The 19,422-nt window shown below is 30.4% G+C and carries 19 protein-coding genes; 12 read left to right on the plus strand and 7 right to left on the minus strand.

Going from position 1 to position 19,422, the window contains the following annotated elements; translation table 11 throughout:
* Positions 1-225: 225 nt before the first annotated feature.
* Entirely contained in the window at positions 226-1,545 is a 1,320-nt protein-coding gene (locus MKY71_RS19840) for a transposase (RefSeq protein ID WP_340733890.1), read from the plus strand.
* A 582-nt stretch (positions 1,546-2,127) separates the two neighbouring features.
* Here MKY71_RS19840 and MKY71_RS19845 read toward each other — a convergent pair.
* Together MKY71_RS19845 and MKY71_RS19850 are read right to left on the minus strand one after the other, a co-directional pair.
* On the minus strand, positions 2,128-2,688 hold the full coding sequence (locus tag MKY71_RS19845) for a DUF3967 domain-containing protein (RefSeq protein ID WP_340733891.1): 561 nt from the start codon (positions 2,686-2,688) through the stop codon (positions 2,128-2,130).
* A gap of 1,374 nt (positions 2,689-4,062) precedes the next feature.
* Positions 4,063-5,508, minus strand: a complete 1,446-nt coding sequence (locus MKY71_RS19850; RefSeq protein ID WP_340733893.1) for a hypothetical protein — start codon at positions 5,506-5,508, stop codon at positions 4,063-4,065.
* A gap of 2,575 nt (positions 5,509-8,083) precedes the next feature.
* Here MKY71_RS19850 and MKY71_RS19855 point away from each other — a divergent pair.
* Genes MKY71_RS19855 through MKY71_RS19870 form a run of 4 tightly spaced genes read left to right on the plus strand, consistent with a single transcriptional unit; the run spans position 8,084 to position 12,070 of the window.
* A complete protein-coding gene (locus MKY71_RS19855) occupies positions 8,084-8,986 on the plus strand; it encodes a polyprenyl synthetase family protein (RefSeq protein WP_340733894.1) in 903 nt (300 codons plus the stop codon).
* Positions 8,987-8,998: 12 nt separating this feature from the next.
* Positions 8,999-9,175, plus strand: a complete 177-nt coding sequence (gene comX / locus MKY71_RS19860; protein ID WP_340733896.1) for a competence pheromone ComX — start codon at positions 8,999-9,001, stop codon at positions 9,173-9,175.
* Positions 9,166-11,478 carry a sensor histidine kinase gene (locus MKY71_RS19865; protein WP_340733898.1) on the plus strand — a complete coding sequence of 771 codons (2,313 nt, stop codon included), beginning with the start codon at positions 9,166-9,168 and terminating at the stop codon, positions 11,476-11,478. The genes comX and MKY71_RS19865 overlap by 10 nt, the downstream gene beginning before the upstream one ends.
* 28 nt (positions 11,479-11,506) lie before the next feature.
* On the plus strand, positions 11,507-12,070 hold the full coding sequence (locus MKY71_RS19870; RefSeq protein ID WP_340733899.1) for a helix-turn-helix transcriptional regulator: 564 nt from the start codon (positions 11,507-11,509) through the stop codon (positions 12,068-12,070).
* Positions 12,071-12,169: 99 nt separating this feature from the next.
* Here the strand turns inward: MKY71_RS19870 and MKY71_RS19875 are convergent, their stop codons facing one another.
* From MKY71_RS19875 to MKY71_RS19885, 5 genes are all read right to left on the minus strand, one after another.
* Positions 12,170-12,397 (minus strand): DUF3923 family protein, encoded by a 228-nt coding sequence (locus tag MKY71_RS19875; RefSeq protein ID WP_340733901.1) that lies wholly within the window; start codon positions 12,395-12,397, stop codon positions 12,170-12,172.
* Positions 12,398-12,432: 35 nt separating this feature from the next.
* Positions 12,433-14,142, minus strand: a complete 1,710-nt coding sequence (locus MKY71_RS19880) for an ABC transporter ATP-binding protein (protein ID WP_340733902.1) — start codon at positions 14,140-14,142, stop codon at positions 12,433-12,435.
* Positions 14,143-14,311: 169 nt separating this feature from the next.
* Positions 14,312-14,428, minus strand: a complete 117-nt coding sequence (locus MKY71_RS20005) for a class III lanthipeptide (protein WP_445683747.1) — start codon at positions 14,426-14,428, stop codon at positions 14,312-14,314.
* Between the two features lie 16 nt (positions 14,429-14,444).
* Positions 14,445-14,579: a class III lanthipeptide gene (locus tag MKY71_RS20010; protein ID WP_445683748.1), complete on the minus strand. Its 135-nt coding sequence runs from the start codon at positions 14,577-14,579 to the stop codon at positions 14,445-14,447.
* 34 nt (positions 14,580-14,613) lie between these two features.
* Complete coding sequence (locus MKY71_RS19885) at positions 14,614-14,757, minus strand: hypothetical protein (RefSeq protein ID WP_340733903.1); 144 nt, start codon at positions 14,755-14,757, stop codon at positions 14,614-14,616.
* Positions 14,758-15,224: 467 nt separating this feature from the next.
* On the opposite strand from MKY71_RS19885, the gene MKY71_RS19890 reads away from it, so the two are divergent.
* The 7 genes from MKY71_RS19890 (at position 15,225) to MKY71_RS19915 (ending at position 19,403) form a co-directional block, all read left to right on the plus strand.
* Entirely contained in the window at positions 15,225-15,884 is a 660-nt protein-coding gene (locus MKY71_RS19890; RefSeq protein WP_340733905.1) for a trypsin-like serine peptidase, read from the plus strand.
* Between the two features lie 21 nt (positions 15,885-15,905).
* Entirely contained in the window at positions 15,906-18,527 is a 2,622-nt protein-coding gene (gene lanKC / locus MKY71_RS19895; protein WP_340733907.1) for a class III lanthionine synthetase LanKC, read from the plus strand.
* 71 nt (positions 18,528-18,598) lie between these two features.
* Positions 18,599-18,721, plus strand: coding sequence for a class III lanthipeptide (locus tag MKY71_RS20015; RefSeq protein WP_445683749.1), 123 nt, complete (start codon positions 18,599-18,601; stop codon positions 18,719-18,721).
* Positions 18,722-18,758: 37 nt separating this feature from the next.
* Positions 18,759-18,887 carry a class III lanthipeptide gene (locus MKY71_RS19900; protein WP_340733908.1) on the plus strand — a complete coding sequence of 43 codons (129 nt, stop codon included), beginning with the start codon at positions 18,759-18,761 and terminating at the stop codon, positions 18,885-18,887.
* Positions 18,888-18,930: 43 nt separating this feature from the next.
* Positions 18,931-19,059: a class III lanthipeptide gene (locus MKY71_RS19905; RefSeq protein WP_340733908.1), complete on the plus strand. Its 129-nt coding sequence runs from the start codon at positions 18,931-18,933 to the stop codon at positions 19,057-19,059.
* A gap of 43 nt (positions 19,060-19,102) precedes the next feature.
* Positions 19,103-19,231: a class III lanthipeptide gene (locus MKY71_RS19910; protein ID WP_340733908.1), complete on the plus strand. Its 129-nt coding sequence runs from the start codon at positions 19,103-19,105 to the stop codon at positions 19,229-19,231.
* A 43-nt stretch (positions 19,232-19,274) separates the two neighbouring features.
* Positions 19,275-19,403, plus strand: coding sequence for a class III lanthipeptide (locus tag MKY71_RS19915; RefSeq protein WP_340733908.1), 129 nt, complete (start codon positions 19,275-19,277; stop codon positions 19,401-19,403).
* Positions 19,404-19,422 lie beyond the last annotated feature (19 nt).

A 19,422-nucleotide genomic window follows, 5' to 3' on the forward strand; every position in this document is an offset into this window, starting at 1 on the left:
GTAGTTCAATAATTTACTTAAGGGGTCCAGCCAAAAAAATGTGGATATTATATGTTAAGAGATTATCAAAAACAAATGTTTATGGATTTCTGGTAAATGCATCTTAATTATAAATAAAATATTAAATGATTTATAAAAGCCTTTTATATCAAGGCTTTTACCTTAACATATAAAATATGCGTTTTTTCGGTGCACCTCCCTAAAGTAAAGAGTAGGAGATGTTAAATGATATATAGAGCCTTGAAATTGGAAGTTAAAAGACCATTAAATATTGCTGAAAAAACTTTTTTAGAAGTTATGAAGGTTATTCAATTGGAATCTTGGAGATTAGCTAATAAAGGAATTCGGATGTTTTGGGATTATGAAGAATTTGATTATTCTTACATGCAAAGGTATGGTGAATATTTTTTAAAGAGGAATGAAACACTTCCTAATGGCTACAAAAATGTTCGAGATGATATTATAAATGAGTTTAAATTTGAAACTGTCACACTATGTGCATTAAGTAAAGATGCAATTATGCGTATGGTTGAGCAAAAATGGAGAAATGATTTACCAGAAATTAAGATGGGAAATGTTTCAATTCCCAGTTTTAACAAAAATCTTCCATTGGAAATTCATAATAAACAATTTTATGACGATAGAAAACCACGCAATCTCAGAATTAACAATAACAATAATGTGTATTCAACTGAGATAAGATTGATTAATACAGTTTATGCGAAATCAATTGGTTTAAAAAATGGAAATATACATTTAGAATTAATAGCTAGTGATAATAAATGTACAATTATAGATGCAATTATTAGTGGTGAATATAAATTAGGCATGAGCCAAATGAGATATGATCAAAAAAAGAAAAAGTGGTTTTTAATACTAAGATATTCCTTTAAACAACCCGAAAACTTATATAATCCCACTCGTGTTATGGGAATTGATATCGGTAAGAATGTGCCGATTGCAATTTCAATAAATGACAAGGAAAATTGGAGTGTAAAAATAGGTAGTAAGGAAGAAATTGAGAATTTTACGAAACAGATTTTAAATCGTCGTAAAAGACTAGCTAAATCAAGAAAATATGCTTCAGAAGGAAGTGTTGGTCATGGGAAAAATACCCGTATGAAACCATTAGGAAAAATTTCCACATCAATTTCTAATTTTAATAAAGATAAATATCATAAATGGAGTAAAGCAGTTATTGATATAGCTTTAAAAGAAAAGTGTGGAACTATTCAGATGGAAAATTTGAAGGGTGTTAGTGAAAAGACTACGTTTTGTTATGATACACTTCAGAGATTTATTGAATATAAAGCTGAACAAAATGGTATTAACGTAGTAAAAGTTAACCCATATTGTACATCAAGAAGATGTTCAAATTGTGGTTATATTGATAAAAATAATCGTACTGTATTAGGATTCAAATGTAAAAATTGTAGTTTTAGAATTGATGTAGATTATAACGCTTCTCGAAATTTATCGGTACCGAATATTGAGAAGATTATACAAAATCAACTCCATTTACAATCAATTAAAGATACTGATTAACATTGTTAATTCATTATAATGAATTAATTTTATATATCGATTATTTTCAGAGCTTAAACTGCTCCGTTGAGAAAATCATTGGATCTAAGTCAAGTTTTGGGAAACATTCGGCCTAAGTTTTTCGTATTGGGCAACATTCCAAGTAAGCGGTCAAAGTAAGTGCAGAGGCAGAGGGCCTTACTTTGACCGCTTATACCATTTTCCAAAAGATTTTAAATAATTGTATAAAGTCTGGAAAGAAACGATTCAGCAAACGAATGAATCGATTTTGAAGGGTATAGCGAAGCCCTTACCATCGAAATATATATTCATAGAGTGTTTAGATGGGATAAATCGAAGAAGTTTCAATTAGAAGAGAGTCGAGTTTGACAGGAACATTGGTTAATTTATTTGTTGACATAAGAATCGCACTCTCTATGAGTAATATTTTTATCTTACCGGAGGTGCCAGTTTATTTATATGTGTTATTTGATTACGAGCTTACGGTATATCAGATAGATATCCCTGATATACCGTTTTATTAGGCGTACCGCGATGTTAATAGGGTTTCAATCTAAAAGTCTCCTTGGCGTCAAATCGGAATTAGGTTCTCCTCCAAAATTTCCACCAGGATTTTTTCTTCTCTTCCTCTGCAGCTAATTGTCTTCTTGTTTCCATTGATTCTTTTAAAGCCAACATCAACTTCTTATCTCTTTCATCAATACTATTTTCAATATAGTTTTGCTGCTTTTCTAATTGCTCCAACAGTTTCTGATTGAACTGCATTTGATTATTTTTAAATGTCTCAAACACTTCTAATAACTTACTGTAATCAGGGTTTGCTATAGATGCTGTATCTGTTATATCGTCTATGTCAGATCTTAATATGGCTTTCACTGCTTCACTCAATGTTAACGATCCTGAATTTTTAAGCGTTACAATTTCTTTTATTACCTCTACATCTTTTGGATAATATACACGATGCCCTACTGAATTTTTATTAAATTCATAATGATGCTTTTGCATTAACGCACAATATTTTCTCAGCGTACTTTCCTGAACCCCTAGCATTTTACTTACTGTAACAGTGTCATAAATAAGCTCCCCACCAATTGTTGTATCAGATATATCCGATATAAAATTTATATTCGATGTATCAGACATAACATATCACCCCCTCTAATACATACAATTCGTAAAAACTCACTACATTCCTTTATAAATCGTTCTACAAATTAAGACATAGCAGATATAACTGACATAGCTGCATAACCAGCACGTAGCCTAGCGACCTTAATTCCCTTGCTTTATAATTCCAATAAGTCTACAAGTAAATTATTGCTTTTGTATTATCATATTTGGTTGTTGTATTAATTCTTTTAGACACGCATATTGGAATATTTCTTAAATTTATAAAGTGTTTCATTTTATATATAAAAGGTGTAGGGAGCTGGCAGGAGTGTTTCATTTTCTATTACTAACTACATCCAAACTTATTGAATTGATGGACAAAATCTATAATTGAAATATTTGAAAACCATTTTTAATAAGAAGTTTACGTGTCCTTCAAACTAATGGTCCAATTATGGATGAAGGAACACATTTTCACTTTCACTTAATCCCAAGATATATTGACGATAATTTTTGGGATAATCAAATAGTAAAGGAGCATAAACTCTCGCTTCAAGAACTCAAATTGCAATTAAATGCTTTATCACTAATATTAATATTTCGTTTAACGTCCCCAAACGAAACTTTGGTAACCAACCGCCTCATTCAATTGGATAAGGAGTATTGTGCTGCTTGTGACTAATAGTGTGTAATTCGGAATTTTGATTAAATGAAGGCGTAGGTCTAACTATTCCTTCAAATAAATCTGTCAAACCATAAAGAGCCAATATTTCTATGTAATCGCAGAGTATCTCCCAAATTACATGTTTATTTTTGAGTTAACCAATATTTAAATAACGGTTAATTTATTTTAGAATTAACGATGTATATTTTTATTAATGAATTTGTATATAAGTTACAAACTTATACCTAAGAATGACGAATCGAATTCCTTATATATCAATGATTTAAAAACGGTTTAAAAACGGTTAAGGACTTTTATACATTAAACATATAAAACTGGCGGTTGTGATGTAAATGATTTAAGAATTAGTTAAATAACAGGTAAGAGGTTTTAATATGCAGCATTGGCATCCAATACGTTAAATTTGGAGCCCCGCTAGAAAAATGCGAATTTACAACATGAAGGAATTTTTCTGACGGGACCCCATTTAGTGCAGTTTCTAATTTCACCTGCAAGCATCTTTGGAGGTTCTTGCTACTCCTTAAACAAACTGTTTTAGAGAGTTAGAAAATCCGATTGTAGGAGACCTCGTAAGCTACCATATTGTTACACCAATCGAATTGGATAATGAACGAGGCAGTATTAATAGTCGTGTATTAATTAGGTTCATTCTTCGAATTTCATAAAAGACCATGCTGTAAAATATAGCGTAATTATTTGAAGCTCTTGTTGTTCAGATTGCTTCACAAGCGATAGTTCTCCTTCCGTAAAGTGTAACTAAGCAATTTGTTGTTTTGCTCATATAGGGGTAATACAACCAGCTCCATATTCTCCGCTTCAGCAAGTTCCCTCCATTCTTCTTCACTTGTTGCAAAAATTTGTAAATTATCAGACGCAACCAAGTCGTTTAATACATCTGTTTTCCTTGAATGAGAAGTAGCGTAGAGCAGCAATAAATTAATGTGTAAATTGTTGGACTCACTTTCGTTGATAGCTGTTAGGCGCTGAATCGTTTCTAAATAGCGTTGCTGGCTTCGAATCTCCCCATTATTCATATACAGAACAAAGTAATGTTTCTCTTTCTTCCCAACTTGCTTTAGCTTAATAACAGTATTCGGGGAATAAGCTGTCGATTTAGTTTGTGGCAGTAGTTCCTGTTCAGTTAAAACCGTTACTTTATAATTAAGCGGCATTAAAGTACTTTCTAAATTGTATAGCCACTGTTTCATAAGAGCATTTAAACCATATTCACTTAGTTGTTCTGAAAACGTGATTGTTCGATCTACAAATTCCTCGATAGCACTATAGCGAATGGTGAACATATTTAAATTGCTTCCCCACTTTTCAAAGCTAGGAATACAGTTCTTTAAATATTTTATTCGGTGTGATTTGCTACTGCGATTTTCATCGGTTAAGAAATCAGCGTCAATTGGTAGAAAGATGATGTGTGCCTGTAATTCACTGTTGTACTTCTTCACATAATTACTGGAGAACATCTTCCTATAACGGAAATACTTACTTTCAATTACATCCCTTAATTGCCTCCCTCCGTCCACTTCAAAAATAAGAAGTTTATTATGGTCAGGTAACTCTAACAATAAGTCAGGGAAAATTTGGACCGTATCATCGGTATAGTTTTTAAATAGTGGATGTGTCGTACCTTTACTGATAACGAAATCATCTTTACCCAATTTACTCTTTAACTGTAAGTCGAGCCGAGTTCCTAATGCTGCGATGGCTACACTATGAATTGATGGCGGTTTAAATCGCATGTTTTTTTCCAATACCACTGTGTAATAAGCAAGTTCATCATCAGTTAAGCGGTTTAGCGAATATAAAATTTCAAGTGTACGTTTAGTGAATGTGTAGAAAATACGTTTATACAAAAGGTTGTGTCCTTTGTATTCACTTGCTTCATTTGATTTCAATACACCTGCGTCTTTAATTTTAGCCAACCTTTTTGTAGCATTCTGCCTAATCCTTACATTATCTTCATTTGAAAAGCCGTTCTTATCTCGTATCACGACAAAGTAATCGATTAATTCAATTGCTCTCAAATAGGTGTACTTTACTACCTGTTCCAATAAATCTAATTCAAATTCATGTAACAGTAATTTTTTATAACCATGTGCTTTAGGAATAGTATAAATGGTTGTTCCATATTGAGATAAACTAGGTTTTAATTTCATTACTTTTACTTCCCTTCATATTTTTAAAGCAACAAAAAAGCCGACCTAAAATACACCTACTTATTGCGTAGAATGTAAATTAGATCGGCGGGGGATTCCCTACGATTTGTATGCTTTTTTTATCCTAAATGATTGTAACACAATTATTCTTTTATACAAATAAGGAGTTTGATTTACTGTGGCATTCAGGTGGGAAGTCATAGAATGGAACAGACACTTTTATGATGATGATTGGGAATTTATAAATATTATTTTGACTTAATACCTAACCCCTTTTAGTAGTCGTCCAAAATATGCTTCAAAACTATGCTATGACTGGCTTACTGCTATACTTCCTACATCCCCGGCATCTTAAAGTATGGTTTTATCGTAAAAAACCGTACTTTAAGAAGTAATTCGATAATCGGTAAAAACGATACTTTAAGATGCGATAATCTTTTAATCTTTTTACTTATTTGCTCACGTGATTCTACTTTTTTAATCCTTCATTCCCTTGCTTAATAATTCCAATAAATCTACATGTAAATTATCGCTTATTCGGTTGTTGTATTGATTCTTTAAGACACATATATGTTAATTAATTTATTAATTTTAAATAATGTTTGATGGGATTTTAGCGTAGTTGATGGGCATTGGCATACCTAGGATTTAAAGGAGATTTATTTCACCATAAGCAGATAGATTTATTGCTGTTATACATTATAATTTGAAACTGTATTATTCATCATTCGTAGTGATTCAATTAATAACGGTAGTTTAAACCCTAGGTTATCTAAGTAATTTACCATCAATTCAACTTGTCTCTTGCTACTCTAATTAGACTGTTTTATCCGGATAGGAACGGCAGGAAATGCATTCATTTAAATGATTATATGTAAGGCATACAGCTCGCTACTGCCAAGTTTATTACATTGTTTAACACAAGCACCATAAAACTGTTTAATGAGATTCATTACCTACTCTAAATTTTATATTCGCAACTGAAAACCATCCTTTATCAGGTGTACACATGACAAAATTTTATTGTTAATAAAACTGGAAAACTCTAATAAATATTGATAAATCAACCTTTCTCAGGTGTACATCTGAGAAAGGGATAATTTAATAATAGGTGTTAGGTTGATGGACGAATCAATAGATATAATCATAATTATTATTTTATAGAGTGTCTCTGATATGTAAGTACTACGCACATTATTTGTAGTTAAAAGCAAAGGGGGAGAAGCAATACTGTATCGTTTTAGGGCCTTTTGAAATATTCGAGAGTGGAAAGTAACATATTACCTTGTTGATGCGGGCGTTTGCTTACAAATGGGACTGTTATATTCATATTATCCGACACTATTTAACCTTAGTATTTAAAGGTATCAATGAAATATGGAACTCTAACAATTAAAAACCGCCCCTCTAATTATAATTAATAAATTCAATTACTTTAGGAGGAAATGTCTATATACATTGATATAATGATTTAAAAATGATTTAGTTTAAATTATTCGATATTTAATTAAATAACAAAAAATTTGGGGCACACAGTTAAAGAAGTACAAGGTATTTTAGGGTTCTTATATATTTTCTAGCTCTGGATCCGCCGTAACTTCCTCAAGAAAGGGGAGTGCTTATTCCCCTAGTCCCGAATAATACATACAATTCGTAAAAACTTATTATATTCTTTTATAAATCGTTCTACAAATTAATGCATATCAGACATAGCCAGTATAACTGACAGAACAGGTGTAACGGATATAACCAGCAAGTAACCCAGCGAATAAGTGGCTTCGTTGAATTAAAGGCATGAGCCCGATACAATATCGAACCCATAGTAACCGACGTTTTGTTCGGATAGCTATGGTGGAAAATTCATTTTTTCAGATGCTTATATGTACGGCATACCTCGCTAGCTAGGGAGAGTAGCAATTCTGTGCCGAATTAGGGCTATTTGGAATATTTGCGAGTGGAAAGCAATAGCAACACTGCGGAAATAAATTTAACCAGCGATATGACAGGTGCCTTAGCCGCTGCAATAACTAAGTTTAGGACGCCGTTAGATACTTTCTTGTTGATGTGGGAGTTGGAAGAATACTTATGAAGGGGACTGACAACTATATCGGACGCTGTTAAACCTTGTAAGTAAATAAAGGGCGTCTAATTAAATATGGAACTCTAACGATTAAAAAACTTTACCCTCTATAATTATAATTAATAAATTCAGTTTCCGTATATAATTTAAATTATATACGAAGAAAAAAATATACAACTATTTCCTAGGCTTTTTCAGTTAGTAAATGCCTGTATACATTGATAAATCAATGATTTAAAAATAATTAAGTTTTGAATTATGCGTCATTTGATTAAATATACAAAAAACCTTGGACACAAATAAAGAGGTACAATTTTATAATTCAACCGACACATTCCTACCGTATCCGATAGGAATCGTTAAATATTACCGACATAATAACCGACAAATTTATTGTCGGCTTACAAATCAATTTTTTGTATTATATATCAGAAAAACATACAAATATTTACAATAATATACTATAATTGTTTCAAAGAAGATTTAGGGGAAACTATGGAAAAATTACAAAAAAAAATTGGAATTTCAATGGATGAGATAGTAAATACAGAAAAACTAATTGGGGGTGAATTACGGAAAGTTATATATGAATTTAAGGAGGAAAAGAAAAAAACAGGATTCCCTTTTGGTACCTTGTGCATCATTCATTATAAAGAATATACAGATTCATTTAATGAAGAAATTTATTTAGTAGCCGCAGCAATAGAGTTATTAATTTTATCATCTGACATTTTAGATGATTTACAAGATAAAGATACGGATTATATATGGACTAAAGCACCCGCACTCTCATTAAATGCTGTCTTAGCAATGCTAGCAATCGCTTCTAAAGTAATCAGTAATAGTACATTTAAACATCGAAGCCTTGCATTAAAAATAGTGAATGATTATATATTACTTAGTATCAACGGACAACAACTGGACTTATTAAATGCTTGTCAAGATGAATCCTCTTATTTAAATATGATTGAACAAAAATCTGGATCCTTAACAGCAATGAGTTGTTTAGTTGGCTTTGGATTGGCTACTGGTAAAATATCCATGCAAGTGGAGAAATACGCTAAAGCAATAGGTGTCATACAACAAATTAAAAATGACTTTAAAGACGTTTCAAAGTGGTCTTCCAAAAATGACTTATTAAATAGAAAATATTCGTTACCCATTATTTACCTTTTATCCCAAAATGATGAAAATTCTGTTAAAATAAAGAAGTACTATAATAAAGAAGCAGGTATAAACATTTTAGATAAGCCTACTCTAGAAAACGTTTTACTCTCTAAGGCCTCCATTTATATTTTAGCAATAAAAAATATATACAAAAACAAGTCATTACCAATTATAAAAAGTTTGATATCTAGTGAAGAAAGTAAATCTTACTTAATAAATTTAATGAAATGAGGGTTATTAATAATGTTAAAAGTTATCCGTTTTTTACAAGAAAATAAAGAAATTGTAGAGTTACTAAAGCAACAAAGGTTATCGTTAATAGGAATAAATAAAATTGAACAAATGGCTATAATAGAGGCATTTGATGACTTTAATAATTTTGATGAAGCATTTCGTGAAGGAAACGGAATTTGGTCTTAAAGATAATTAAGGCGAATTGGTTTTGGGGATTTATAACTACCTATGTTATTTTAGGGATATACCTTCTATATATAGCCTATGCGAACCCTTACTTGGGTATCAAGCTTGAGGAAATAAATGGACAATGGAGAATTAGTGACATAAGCTATAGCGAAACAAGAGATGGAAGTTCATCAAATATGATATATCTATCTGAAGGTGACGTAGTTCTTAGCGTTAATAACATTCTAATACAAGATATTCCGGAACTTCAGCATGATAATCGCATTCGAGAAGCAACTGAAATAGTTGTTAAGAAGCCTGATGGAAATGAATTAATTATTAATTTCGATCATTCAGATGTGCCCAAACAATTTTACATGCTCTTTTTATTTCCAAGTGCTTATTTTTTGTTAACGTTAGTCACTACAACTTATTTATATTACCTAAAAAGACATATAGCACTGACGAAATTTTTAATTTCCTTTCTTCTTTCAGTATCCCTCGCCTATATTAGTATAGGTGCTTCTGGAAAGACAAATATCATTGGTTTGATAATTAATAGTAGTTGTATGGTTCTTTGCCTAGTCATACTGTTACATTTTTTGAAAGCCTATTTCTCTTACTTAAAAATTGAATGGATATTTGTAAAGCATATTAAAACTCTCTATATATTACCGGTTTGTGTTACATTTTTTAGATTTATTCAGATAATGTATCCTGGATTAGGCAAAGTGAATGCAATACTTATCTTATGCTTGTTTTTATTATTACTTCTTTATATTTTCTATACTCTAATATGGAGTTATATTGAGTACCGTGTATCACAGTTAAAATTGACGTTTTTTGGTTTAGTATTACCATTTCTACCATCCGTATTCTTATATGTATTACCTGAAATATTAGTTAACTCACCGATTTTTACTGCAGATATTTGCGCTTTATTTTTATTGTTAATCCCTTTTAACTTAATTTTTATGCAATTAACTGACCGATTATTTGACATCATGTATCACATAACACGCTTTCGTTATTATTCAACTATATCTTTATTTTTCTCATTTTGGTTAATTACGGGCTTGTATTTAATTTATGATATATCATTAACTAAACTATTCTTGACTGCCTTATTTGTATTTTTATCTTCTATTGTTTTTTTATATATAAAGGAAAAGATTGACTATAGTGGAAGGAAAATATTATTTTCTACTAAAGGAAATAATATTCACAAGCTTTACCAAACAATTGACAAAATAGGTCATTCTCATCGTGTGGAACAGATGTTACAAATGTTAACAAATGAAATTATAGCCTATTTAGAAGTTAAAGAAGTGGCAGTAATAACGTACGGTTATGAAACTGAAACAATAGTATCAACAAATAATAATGTATCTGTCCCTTGCATCGCCTCAATTCAACAGCTAGATGTAGGCGAGATCACTAAAAAGGACGGATCATATATTGCTTTGCTTCATAATGATAAGGATTATAAAAGGTGGCTAATTATTAATCATAATCAAACTATTCGCTTAAAAGTAGAGGAGTTATTATGGCTAGAGTTATTGCTTACTTATGCAAATAGCTTTATTGAAAGTACAAAAATAATTGAGGAATTGATAGATGAGTTACATCAAATACAACAGACAGATGTAAGCGAACCAACGTGGCTCAAAAAGTTAGTTTGGGTAAGAGTAGAAGATGAAAAGTTTCAATTAGCACAAGAATTACATGATACGATTTTGCAAGAGCATTTACATATTGCTAGACAAGTTGATGGATTAAAATATGAAAAAGAAACATTAACAATAAAAGCAAAACTAAAAAGTCTTCATGAACAAATGATTTTATCGATAAATAATTTAAGGTCCTATTGTGAAACATTAAAACCCCCATTATTAACAAATATCGGTTTAAATGCTGCACTTGAAAGACTTTTTGAGCAGACCGCAAATCGAGCAAAATTTAAACTTACAACAAAGCTAAATCGTCTGTATTTAGAAGATGATCAGTTAAATTTAGTCATTTACCGTATTGTTCAAGAATTATTAAATAATGCAATAAAGCATTCACAAGCTGAGAGTGTACAATTATATCTGCAAGAAATTGATGACGGATTTGAATTAATATATCGCGATAATGGTATTGGCTGTAACGTATCAGAGGTTTGGCGTAGTGATTCAATGGGGCTTCAAGGTATACTAGATAGAGTAGATGCTTTTAATGGGCAGATAATGATTGATTCTAATATGAATGAAGGCATGTCAATTCATATTAAAATTATTGAAAGAAGTGATGTACTTGATTTCAGTATTAATAGTGGATGACCACCCTATTGTTTTAGAAGGATCTAAAATGCTATTTCAAGGATTAAATGATATCCATATTGAAACAGAACAGAATACAGCGGAAGTACTTAATAAAATACGAAATACTTACTTTGATGTATTTCTAATCGATGTCAATATGGCTGTTCAGGATGGACTGTCACTAGCGGCTGATATTAAAGGGGCTCAAGAAAAAGCCCTTATAATTTTATATACAGGAGATGATATTCAATCTTACTATCCATTTATTATAGAGAAAAAGGTTGATGGGATTTTATCTAAAACAGCTCCACGTGAAAAAGTTATCCAAACAATTCGATCTATTGTACACGGAGATTTAGTTTTACCGAGCGATTTTATTGATTATCTAAAAAATAAAATGCAGCATAAACACGATAATCTACAACTTACAAATAAAGAAAAACAACTTATGACCATGCTCATGGAAGGGTACACAAATAAGGTTATTGCAGATAAACTTGATGTCACGCAGCGTACCGTTGAACGCTATTTGACACAGATTTTTACATTACTTGATGTATCGTCAAGAACACAAGCAATTGAATTTGTTAAAGAAAAAAATTTATTATAATATATTCAATATAACCATTTAAGAAAAGGCACCTCGGTACGGCAAAATTTAAGTACCAGGTGCCTTCTTACATCAATAATCTAAAGAAAACTAAATGTATTATCTCCCATAAGTAGAATTGGATTTCCGTTTAAGTGCGAAGTAAAGAAATACCAATTGGCACAGTAAAACAAAGATAAAAATTACTCCTAATATTATAAATGCAACAATTCTTAATTCTGAAGTTTGTTCTAAACCAGAACCATCTACTTTTCTAAAACCAATAATTAATGCGACAATACTAAAAAATATTAACCATAAAAAGCTTGTTAACCACCATAATTTCACTACAAATTCACCTCCAAATCGAAATAAAGTGTTAATTATAGTCTTTGAGTTTCTACAAATTTCCTATATTTTGCGTGTTCCTTCATTAACGTTTCATGTGATCCTTCACCAGTTATTTCACCTTGATCTAAAAATAAAATTTTATTTGCTTTTACTATAGTAGACAATCTATGAGCAATGATAATAGTAGTTCTCCCATCTATTAAATTATTTAAAGATTGTTGAATTTTCTTTTCACTTTCACTATCCAAACTCGCTGTAGCTTCATCTAATAATAGTATTTTGGGATTTTTAATAAAATTGCGAGCAATATTTATACGTTGTTTTTGCCCACCAGATAATTTCAGGCCTCTTTCTCCAACTAAAGTGTCATAACCGGAATCTAGATTTTCTATAAATGAATGGCAATTTGCCAATTTTGAATATCTTATCAACTCGTCTTCTGCTAATTCTTTATTAGTGCTATATAGTATGTTATCTCTAATAGTTCCATTTATCATAGGATTATCTTGAGATACATAACCTATACTTTCTCGCCAATTTTTAAGAGATATTTCGTGTATATTGGTAGAATTTATTAATATTTCTCCCTCTATATTTTCATATAATCTAGCAATTAAATTTAAAATAGTTGTTTTACCTGAACCTGAAGGTCCAACAATTGCAGCAGTTGTTCCTTTTTCTATAGTAAAGTTTAAATTTTTTAATATGTTATTTTTGGAGTACTTAAACTTTACGTGTTGAAATTGAATGTCCCCATTTTCAAAAGTTAAGAAACTATCATCTATTTGTTCAGTTTGTTCCAATAAAATTTCTTTAATTCTTTTACTTGCTCCAATTGCTCTTTGATAGTCAGTAAATAATGTAGATATATTAATTAGAGGTACGGTTAATTGTATTACATAGAATAGCATAGAAACTAAAGTTCCTGCGGTAATAGTACCGTCTGAAACTCGAAGTCCCCCAACTGCTAATATTAAACCAATAGTAATGAGAGTGAAAATGCTAGTTAAAGGTTGAATAATAGAAAAGATTTTTGCGTCTTTTAAACCTAATAAGTAAATTTCGAGTAAATTATCTTTTGCGTTTTTTTTCTCTTTTTCTTCGGCGTTAGACAGTTTTACTAATCGCATTTCACCTAATACTCTTCCCAATAAACCTGTGAAATGAGCAATTTCATTTTGTGTTTTGTTAGAAATCTGTTGAACAACTTTTCCTAAGGGGATCATAATTAAAACATATACAGGCAAAGAAACCAAAGCTATTAATGTTATTTTCCAATCTAATATAAAAAGTATAATTATTGAACCTATCAAAGTAATTATATAGGGAATAACATTGGGGAGTTTTTCAGCTACAAATGAATTTATTATTTTAGTATCATCAGTTATTCTACTCATCAACTCTCCGCTTTCATTCTTATCGAAAAAGGAAACTTTCAAATGAATAATATGATTCCATAACATCTCTCTAATTGAGAAAATTATTTTTTCTCCAATCTTACTCATCAGATAAATTCCTAAACCGCTTAAAAAAGCATTAGAAAGAAAAGCAATAAGAAATACAACTAAGAATGTTGGGGTAATATTATCTGCGCTAAAATCATCAACCGCTTTCCCGGTGAATAGAGGGATTACTAAACCTGTAATACTACCTATAGATATTATAATTATAGAAATGGTTATTAATCTCCAAGGAAGGGAAATCTTTTTTAACAGGAATAATAATGTATTAGTATTTTTCAAAAATATTACCACCTTAAAATGATTTACTTAGAATATTCCGTATGTAAGTTATTAATTTATATATTATTATGTGAGGCCTACTTAAAATGTAAATAGAACCAATACACAAAGAGTATCGGTTCTAAACGATGGCCAAATAAAAAGATTTTTTAGACAATATCATGCTAAATCAACAAAAATACCAGCTTAAATTGCTACGATTTAAACAACCAATGCTTAAATTGGATTGTATTTTATTTCTTTCAATACTATGATTAGATTTTTGAAGTTCAAGAACTTTTAACATTAAATCACCTCCTTATTTAACAAATAAATGCTGAAGTAAGACTCCAAATAGGCAAACTACTGCATATTCCCACACTTATAGTAGATAAATTCCGATCAGGAGAGACCGTACTATCCTTATTAATTTTTTGAAGTTCTAAAATTTTAGACATTTTATTACACCTCGATATCTATTATTAGAGCTCATTAAAAATTCCCCATCGTATTACATGAATACAGACTTAAAGTACTTCCTGAACCAATGTCACAAACAATACTTAAATTTGATTTATTAAATTTGTTTCTGAATGCTGTAGTGTTTAATTGCTGTAAAGCTAATAATTTTGTCATATAGATCACCTCCCTCTATAGATGTTGATATATCAATAGTTTTAAAAAACACCGCTTTTAATTGAATAATCTAGAAAAACATATCTCTGTATTACTATATTTACCATTTATTTAACCGATAGTACAACCGACAATTTTGTTGTCGTTTGTACTGTCGGTTAAAAATTAGGGTGCTTATAGCAAGTTTATAAATAAAAACCTTTTACTTGATGGTTTCATCGAGTAGAAGGTTTTTCTTATTTAAAGTTAGTGTAGATTTTGCTTAGCATGTGGACTCGATTCACCGACGGTGTAACCGATGTTAGAATTGTCGGTTGTACTGTCGGTTAACCGAATGATAGATTAAGAATTAATAAAAATATTACTTTTTCCAAGTATTCAATAATTTTACTTTTTTACTTTTTTATTCAATTAATATTAAAGTTGGCTTCTTAAACATTCACTGAAATAGGAGGTGTATTCTACCCATGGAATCTATAGTAAGACTACATTTTTATTTAGGATCTTCAAATAAAAAACAATCTGCTAGTGCTTCAATTATTAAATACAATAATGAACTCTATGTTGCTACAGCTGCACATTGTATATACGATGTTTTACATCAAGAAAAGGCAAGAGATATTTATATAGAAGTTCGTAATAAAAAAAATATATACATAAAGGTTCCGGTAATTATACTTCCTAAAAAATGGGCTAGTACAGGAAACCTTTCCTTTGATTATGCATTTGGGAAAATTTCCACCACATCGTTGAACAAAGAAGATTTAGAATATTTTGAACCATACTTCAACTTTAAAGAAAATATTAATAAAAAGACGGAAATGTATTTGGGAGGATATCCTATTAGTTTTCTAAACACTAAGCAAAAAATCTCGCAAGGAAAACTAAACTTAATGTTCTTGAAAGAAGAAGGGCTAATAGGAATCCAAAGTAATTTAAAATCAGGAGTTTCTGGCGGTCCTTGTTTTTTAAAAAAAGAAGATAAGTATTATCAACTAGGTGTGGCTTCTTTCAAAATCAGAAAATTCAAAAAAACAGTATGGACCACAACTTGGGATAACAATGCGCTTAGAATTTTAGAAAACCTACATTGTTCTAATAAAATGGAAGGTTACATTTTTATTTAAAGAAAGGAAGATGAATTTACTATGGATGTTAGATATCTTGATTTTTTAAAAAATGGAGCTTTATATTACGAATCAATACCTTTGGCAGAGCGTAAAAATTATAATGTTTTGAAATTGGATGATAATGAATGGAATCAAGAAGGGGATAGAAATTGGAGTTACTGTATAAATTTAAGTAACCCCATGCCAAAGCAAGGATGGAAAATTCATATATCTACAGCATTAGATTATGCCCAAAAAACTTTAGATTTAGTTGTCCCTTACTTTGTAAATAATAAAATTTCTTTCAAATATGTACCAAATGAGAAAGAATTACTTTCTAAAAACTCTAAATATGGAGATAGATCAGCTTCCGGTAAATTCATAACGGTTTATCCAAATGATACAAATCAATTTTTAAAAATCTTATCAGAGATTGAAAATTTGATTTCAGAATTACCTAAAGGACCTTATATTTTAAATGATAAACGTTGGAAAGATACAAATCTCTTCTTTAGATATGGTGGTTTTACTTCAATGTACGTTAATAAGGATGGTATAAACGTACCTGCTATTGAAAACTTAGATGGTGAATTAATTCCAGATGTAAGGGCTCCTTACTATGAAGTACCTGAATTTATTATAGAGCCTTCAGAAATTCAATTAATGACAGAAAATATAGAAAAAGAGCTAGAAAAAGAAGATACTTCAAAATTTGATGCGTATGAAATTATCTCAGCTTTACATTTTAGTAATGGTGGAGGAGTTTACAAGGTTAAAAAAGACGGTAAATTCTATGTTATGAAAGAAGGGCGACCAGGCTCTGGTTTAGATGGATTGAAGACTGATGGGTTTAATCGTCTTAAAACAGAAGCTGAAATTCTAAATGTCCTAAAGAATGAAAAGAATGTTGTTGATATATATGATTATTTTGAAATTTGGGAAAATAATTATTTGATTGAAGAGTTTTTAGATGGACAAGATATTGGGGACTATGTGGCTCAAAATTTCCCGTTCTCTTATAAACAAAATAGAACTCTTTATGCAGAGAAAATGTTAAATGTAATAGAACAAATTGAAAACCTTATTGAAAGCATTCATAAATTAGGAATAGCAATTGGTGATTTACAGCCAAATAACATAGTTATCTTAGAGGATGGAACAATTAAATTAATAGATTTGGAAACTGCTACTACGCCAGATCAAAAATATCAACCAGGATTAATGACCCCAGGTTTTATATCAAAAAATGCACAGAATTTTGAGCAAGCAGATTGGTTTGCATTAATGAGAATTTCTAGATTTTTATTTTTACCTATTGAACCGGTATCAGATTTATCCGACGAAATTGAAAATAATCAAAATCAGTGGATTAAAGAATACTTTGGAAATAATGTAATGATTAAGCTACAAGAAATAAAAGAGCGTGTAAATCCAATTTTAAAGTCCAATAATAATATGCATAATTTATCAGTCCCTCCAATGGCTATTACAACAGAGAATAAAGATCTAATTATTAATGATTTAAGAAAAGGTATTATAAATAATTTAGATATTAATTCTAAAACGTTAATAAATGGGGATATCCGACAATTCATAGAAAATTTCGGTGGTTTATCTGTAGCAACAGGTGGATTTGGAGGAATAATGGCTCTGGATAGAACTGGAGAGGTCCCTAAAGAAGTTTTTAAATGGGTGGATAAAATATTAAAAGATTATTTAGATCCAGAAAAAATAAACTTTAAACATACCCCATTTGGCCTTTTTAATGGGTTATCTGGGATTGCTACCGTTCTATATGACATTGGTTATAAAAATAAAGCTATCGATATTTTGAGAAATATTCAGATAGAAGAAATCATTCATACAGATTTAACCTTATATTCTGGTCTTTCAGGAATTGGGCTTAATTATTTGTCCTTCTATTCCATAACAAATGAAAGAGTTTTTTTAGAGAAAGCCAAGTTAATAGGGAGTATTCTAATCGACACATATAAAAATAACGGTGCTATTAGTGTCTTAGATCCATTCGCTATGCCCAATGGATTATTAAATGGTTGGACAGGAGTTAGTCTGTTCCTCCTTCAACTAGGGAATATTTGCGAAGATAATTATTTATTAAATATTTCTAAAGAAATTTTAGAGAAGGAAATTAATGAAAATATACAAATCGATGCCGAGTTAGATTTAGCTCAAATTTTCGATACGTCTATTGGGAAAGGAAGATTGGTTCCTTATTTAGGAGAAGGATCTGCAGGTGTAGCTCTAACTATAATGGAATTTAAAAAACATTTCCCAGATTTCAATGAAGGTGAAAATCTCAAATTATTATATCAACTAAGTAACGTTGCTGAACTTTTCTGTACTTATACAGCAGGAATATTACGGGGTGCAGGAGGGATGATAATCTTATCTAACGCAAAAGAAAGTTATGGTTATAGTAAAGGATCATTGAATCACTCTATTGGAATGCTAAAAAACTACCTTTTATATGAAGGAGATAAGGGCATTATAAGTCCTGGAGATTATGGATATCGTTGTTCTTTAGATTATCAAACTGGAAATAGCGGATTATTATTAGCACTTTCTGATATTCAAAATAATAAATGGAATAACTGGATTCCTATATCTAAATATAACAAATTAAATCTTTTTAAAAAATAGCCTGTTTCAATAACCATGTGATTTACTTTTAGATTTATAAATAATCCTTTAATTTGAGAGAGGTGAGGACAATGAAAAAATTGCTGTTGCTACAACATACTGCACTTGATAAAGAAGTTATTTTACTAAAGGGTAATTCAACAGTGAGTATAGGTTGCGGAAATATCAGTACTATAAGCGTTTTTCTTTGCTAGTTGCTAAAATCTTTAATCCTGAAAGGAGGTGAGATAAATGAAAAAGTTACTATCGTTACAACATACTGCACTTGATAAGGAAGTAGTTTTACTGAAAGGTAAATCATCAGTGAGCTTAGGCTGTGATAACATCAGTACGATTAGCTTATATTTCTGCGCTAACTAATACTTTGGTTAAATATTTAAACTTGGTTAAGGTGGAGAAACAAATGAAAAAGTTACTATCATTACAACATACTGCACTTGATAAGGAAGTAGTTTTACTGAAAGGTAAATCATCAGTAAGTTTAGGCTGTGATAACATCAGTACGATCAGCTTATATTTCTGCGCTAACTAATAACTTTAGTTAAATATCCAAAATTGGACATGGAGGTGAAACAATGAAAAAGTTACTATCATTACAACATACTGCACTTGATAAGGAAGTAGTTTTACTGAAAGGTAAATCATCAGTAAGTTTAGGCTGTGATAACATCAGTACGATCAGCTTATATTTCTGCGCTAACTAATAACTTTAGTTAAATATCCAAAATTGGACATGGAGGTGAAACAATGAAAAAGTTACTATCATTACAACATACTGCACTTGATAAGGAAGTAGTTTTACTGAAAGGTAAATCATCAGTAAGTTTAGGCTGTGATAACATCAGTACGATCAGCTTATATTTCTGCGCTAACTAATAACTTTAGTTAAATATCC

Source organism: Solibacillus sp. FSL W7-1324 (genome assembly GCF_038008025.1).
Classification (GTDB): domain Bacteria; phylum Bacillota; class Bacilli; order Bacillales_A; family Planococcaceae; genus Solibacillus.

Excerpts from the sequence above, each read along its gene's own strand:
- MKY71_RS19840 (WP_340733890.1), top strand. The coding sequence starts at position 226 with ATGATATATAGAGCCTTGAAATTGGAAGTTAAAAGACCATTAAATATT.
- MKY71_RS19845 (WP_340733891.1), bottom strand. The coding sequence starts at position 2,688 with ATGTCTGATACATCGAATATAAATTTTATATCGGATATATCTGATACA.
- MKY71_RS19850 (WP_340733893.1), bottom strand. The coding sequence starts at position 5,508 with ATGAAATTAAAACCTAGTTTATCTCAATATGGAACAACCATTTATACT.
- MKY71_RS19855 (WP_340733894.1), top strand. The coding sequence starts at position 8,084 with ATGGAAAAATTACAAAAAAAAATTGGAATTTCAATGGATGAGATAGTA.
- comX (WP_340733896.1), top strand. The coding sequence starts at position 8,999 with ATGTTAAAAGTTATCCGTTTTTTACAAGAAAATAAAGAAATTGTAGAG.
- MKY71_RS19870 (WP_340733899.1), top strand. The coding sequence starts at position 11,507 with ATGCTATTTCAAGGATTAAATGATATCCATATTGAAACAGAACAGAAT.
- MKY71_RS20005 (WP_445683747.1), bottom strand. The coding sequence starts at position 14,428 with ATGTTAAAAGTTCTTGAACTTCAAAAATCTAATCATAGTATTGAAAGA.
- MKY71_RS20010 (WP_445683748.1), bottom strand. The coding sequence starts at position 14,579 with ATGTCTAAAATTTTAGAACTTCAAAAAATTAATAAGGATAGTACGGTC.
- MKY71_RS19885 (WP_340733903.1), bottom strand. The coding sequence starts at position 14,757 with ATGACAAAATTATTAGCTTTACAGCAATTAAACACTACAGCATTCAGA.
- MKY71_RS19890 (WP_340733905.1), top strand. The coding sequence starts at position 15,225 with ATGGAATCTATAGTAAGACTACATTTTTATTTAGGATCTTCAAATAAA.
- lanKC (WP_340733907.1), top strand. The coding sequence starts at position 15,906 with ATGGATGTTAGATATCTTGATTTTTTAAAAAATGGAGCTTTATATTAC.
- MKY71_RS20015 (WP_445683749.1), top strand. The coding sequence starts at position 18,599 with ATGAAAAAATTGCTGTTGCTACAACATACTGCACTTGATAAAGAAGTT.
- MKY71_RS19900 (WP_340733908.1), top strand. The coding sequence starts at position 18,759 with ATGAAAAAGTTACTATCGTTACAACATACTGCACTTGATAAGGAAGTA.
- MKY71_RS19905 (WP_340733908.1), top strand. The coding sequence starts at position 18,931 with ATGAAAAAGTTACTATCATTACAACATACTGCACTTGATAAGGAAGTA.
- MKY71_RS19910 (WP_340733908.1), top strand. The coding sequence starts at position 19,103 with ATGAAAAAGTTACTATCATTACAACATACTGCACTTGATAAGGAAGTA.
- MKY71_RS19915 (WP_340733908.1), top strand. The coding sequence starts at position 19,275 with ATGAAAAAGTTACTATCATTACAACATACTGCACTTGATAAGGAAGTA.